This is a genomic window from Collimonas sp. (assembly GCF_044339385.1).
GTDB lineage: Bacteria > Pseudomonadota > Gammaproteobacteria > Burkholderiales > Burkholderiaceae_D > Collimonas.
In genome coordinates this window covers 1-3663 of sequence record NZ_JBIIVN010000206.1, presented here as the reverse complement: position 1 = coordinate 3663, position 3663 = coordinate 1, and the positions used below count along the sequence as shown (strand labels likewise).

The window sequence follows — 3663 nt, the reverse complement described above, 5'->3', positions numbered from 1 at the left end:
CAGATGGTCACCATCAACCAGGTGCTGGATCAGGAAACATCGATGATCCTGGTCGAAGAAATGGGCCATACCGCTCACGCCGCCAAGCTGGACGATCCGGAAGCATTGCTGATCGACGGTGCAGAACATGCCGATGCAGAATTGCTGCCGCGCGCACCGGTGGTGACAGTCATGGGTCACGTCGACCACGGCAAAACCTCGTTGCTGGATTACATCCGTCGCGCCAAGGTTGCGTCCGGCGAAGCTGGCGGTATTACTCAGCATATCGGTGCATATCACGTGGAAACTCCACGCGGCATGATTACGTTCCTCGACACGCCGGGCCACGAAGCGTTTACCGCGATGCGTGCCCGTGGTGCCAAGGCGACCGATATCGTGATTCTGGTGGTGGCAGCAGATGACGGCGTCATGCCGCAAACCAAGGAAGCGATTGCCCACGCGAAAGCTGCCGGTGTACCGCTGGTGGTGGCGATCAACAAGATCGACAAGCCGGGTGGCAACCTGGATCGCGTCAAGCAAGAATTGATCGCCGAGCAAGTCGTCCCAGAAGAGTACGGCGGCGAATCGCCGTTCGTACCGGTTTCGGCCAAGACTGGCGAAGGTATCGACAACCTGCTGGAGCAAGTCCTGTTGCAGGCTGAAGTGCTGGAATTGAAAGCTGCTGTGGCAGCGCCTGCTCGTGGCCTGGTGGTGGAAGCCAAGCTGGATAAGGGCCGTGGTCCGGTCGCAACCATCCTGGTGCAATCCGGTACCTTGAAGCGCGGCGACGTGGTGCTGGCTGGTTCAGCTTACGGCCGTGTGCGTGCGATGCTGGATGAAAACGGCAAGGCGATTACCGAAGCCGGTCCATCGATTCCGGTCGAAATCCAGGGCTTGACAGAAGTGCCGGTGGCCGGTGAAGAAGTCATGGTTATGGTAGACGAGCGCAAGGCGCGCGAAATCGGTCAGTTCCGTCAAGGTAAGTACCGTGACGTCAAGTTGGCCAAGCAGCAAGCTGCGAAACTGGAAAACATGTTCGACCAGATGGCTGAAGGCGAAGTCAAGAACCTGCCGATGATCATCAAGACTGACGTTCAGGGTTCGCAAGAAGCGCTGACGCAGTCGTTGCAAAAACTGTCAACCAGCGAAGTCCGGGTACAAGTGGTGCACGCCGGTGTCGGCGGCATCAGCGAGAACGACGTCAATCTAGCGGTCGCCTCGAAGGCTGTGATTATCGGCTTCAACACCCGTGCCGATGCATCGGCACGCAAGCTGGCCGAAGCCAACGGCGTCGACATTCGTTACTACAACATCATTTATGATGCGGTTGACGAGGTCAAGGCAGCGATGTCCGGTATGTTGTTGCCTGAGAAGCGCGAACAGGCCCTCGGTCTGGTCGAGATCCGTCAGGTACTGCTGGTCAGCAAGGTCGGCGCGATTGCTGGTTGCTATGTGTTGGAAGGCTTGGTCAAGCGTGGTGCTTCGGTCCGTCTGCTGAGCGACAACGTTGTGTTGTGGACCGGTGAGCTGGATTCGCTGAAACGCTTCAAGGACGACGTCAAAGAAGTTCGTTCCGGCTTTGAGTGCGGCCTGACGCTGAAGAACTTCAACGATATCAAAGAAGGCGATCAGCTCGAAATCTTTGAAGTCGAAGAAGTCGCACGTACCCTGTAATAGTCAAAGCACACGCATGCAGTCAAGGTGCGTAAGGCAGGAAAATCGGGCCTAAAAGCCCGATTTTCATTTGGTAACAGGCAACTCTATCAACTTCTTGCGGACCTATTGTGCGGTTTATGATGAGCGCTGTCCTGCTGGACTGATGTGTCGCGGCGCTGCTCAGTCAGACACTCGGCGCTGTCAGCCTGGCTGAGGCGACAGTTTCTAAAGCTAGCGATAAGCTTGATGGTTTATTATTGTTTGTAGGGCAGGCATTCTGCTCGTGCACCGCTGAAAAGTGTTGTAGGGTGGATTTGCAATGCCCATCCTGCAAGTTGTTGGTAGTTCATTTGTGAAAGATAGGGCGTGGCAACGCGCCGATGAAAAGTATGGCTAAACATAGTAAATCGATCCCTGGGCGTGGCCTGCGCGTTGAAGACCAGATCCAGAAGGACCTGTCTGAAATCATTGTTTTCGAGCTAAAAGACCCTCGGGTCGGCATGATTACGATTACGGAAGTACAGGTGACGCCGGACTACGCCCATGCCAAGGTGTTTTTCACGATGCTGAACGACGACCCTGAGGCGATTGCGAATACCGTCAAGGGCCTGACCCAGGCTGCCGGTTTCTTGCGCAACCAGTTGGGTCGCCGTCTGACCATTCACACTTTGCCAGCCTTGCATTTTATTCACGATAATTCGACGGCGCACGGGGTTGAAATGTCGCGTCTGATCGATATCGCCAATGCGACCCGTGCCAAGGATGACGGTCAGGAATAGACCGGGAGCTTGCCGGTCGTACACGAATGATGCGACAAGAATGATGCGGCTTGCTGGCGACGGCAGGCCGTTTCTCCTTCTTGTCACCTGTTTTTGTTTTTGCTGAATTTCCTCTTATTTCCCTCTCATGGCATCGACCTCGCCCAAAAGAATTCGTGTTCCGCTGAATGGCGTATTACTGCTCGATAAGCCCGTCGGTTTTTCCAGCAATGACGCGCTGATCAAGGCCAAACGCTTGTTGAACGCACAGAAGGCCGGTCACACCGGCACCCTCGATCCTTTTGCGACTGGTGTGCTGCCGTTGTGCTTTGGCGAGGCGACCAAGTTTGCTCAGGATCTGCTGGATGCCGACAAGACCTACGAGACGATGATTCATCTTGGCGTGACGACGGCCACCGGCGATACCGAAGGCGAGATACTCGAGCGCAAGGATGTCAGCGTCAGCCATGCACAGATCGAGCAGGCCTTGGCACAGTTCCGCGGCCCGATTCAGCAGGTGCCGCCGATGTATTCGGCACTCAAGCGCGACGGCAAGCCGTTATACGAATATGCCCGTGCCGGCATTATCCTGGAGCGCGAGGCGCGCGCCGTAACGATTCATAAGCTGGAGTTTCTCGATTACCAGGCGCCGTTTCTGCGTCTGCGGGTAGCCTGCAGTAAAGGCACTTACATTCGGGTGCTGGGTGAAGATATCGGTGCTGCGCTAGGCTGTGGTGCTCATCTGCAGCAACTGCGGCGGGTCCAGGTGGGCCACTTGACGTTAGACGGTTGCGTGACTTTGGATCAATTGATGGCAACCGACGAGGCCGATCGTGCGCCCTTGCTGGCAGCGGTCGATAGTCTGCTGTCGTCATTGCCCGAAGTAGTATTATCGCAGCCCCTGGCAAAGCGCTTTTTGCAAGGCCAGCGTCTGACGCTGGCTAAAGAGGGAGTGCCGTTACCCGCAACCGCAGGACGCGTGCGCGTGTACTTGCAGCCCGGCGATGTTGTCGATACATCACCTCGGCAGTTGCTGGGCACTGCGCAATTGCACGAATACGGGGTCATGGCACCGGAACGCTTGATTGCAACGGCGCAACAGACATAAATGTGTTTTAAATAATGATTTGTATGTTGGGTGAGGAGGGTGTAATTAGTTTTGTGTAAACGGTCATTTGGCAGCACACTGCCACCATAGAGGAAAAAATGACCTACGTAAAACGCACCAAACGGGCCAAGCCCGATCCTGAGTTGGTCAAGCTGGCGGACA

The 3663-nt window shown here is 55.7% G+C and carries 3 protein-coding genes; all 3 read left to right on the top strand.

All coding sequences use genetic code 11. From position 1 onward, the window contains the following. Nucleotides 1-1653: translation initiation factor IF-2 (infB, locus tag ACIQ0R_RS11850; protein WP_395827654.1), on the top strand; the 1653-nt coding region annotated here is incomplete at its 5' end. 371 nt (nt 1654-2024) lie between these two features. Further along, the gene (gene rbfA, locus ACIQ0R_RS11845) at nt 2025-2414 is read left to right on the top strand and encodes a 30S ribosome-binding factor RbfA (RefSeq protein ID WP_395827651.1); all 390 of its coding nucleotides are present in this window, start codon (nt 2025-2027) and stop codon (nt 2412-2414) included. Nucleotides 2415-2541: 127 nt separating this feature from the next. After that, nucleotides 2542-3501 (top strand): tRNA pseudouridine(55) synthase TruB, encoded by a 960-nt coding sequence (truB, locus tag ACIQ0R_RS11840; RefSeq protein WP_395827648.1) that lies wholly within the window; start codon nt 2542-2544, stop codon nt 3499-3501. The last annotated feature ends 162 nt before the right edge of the window (nt 3502-3663 follow it).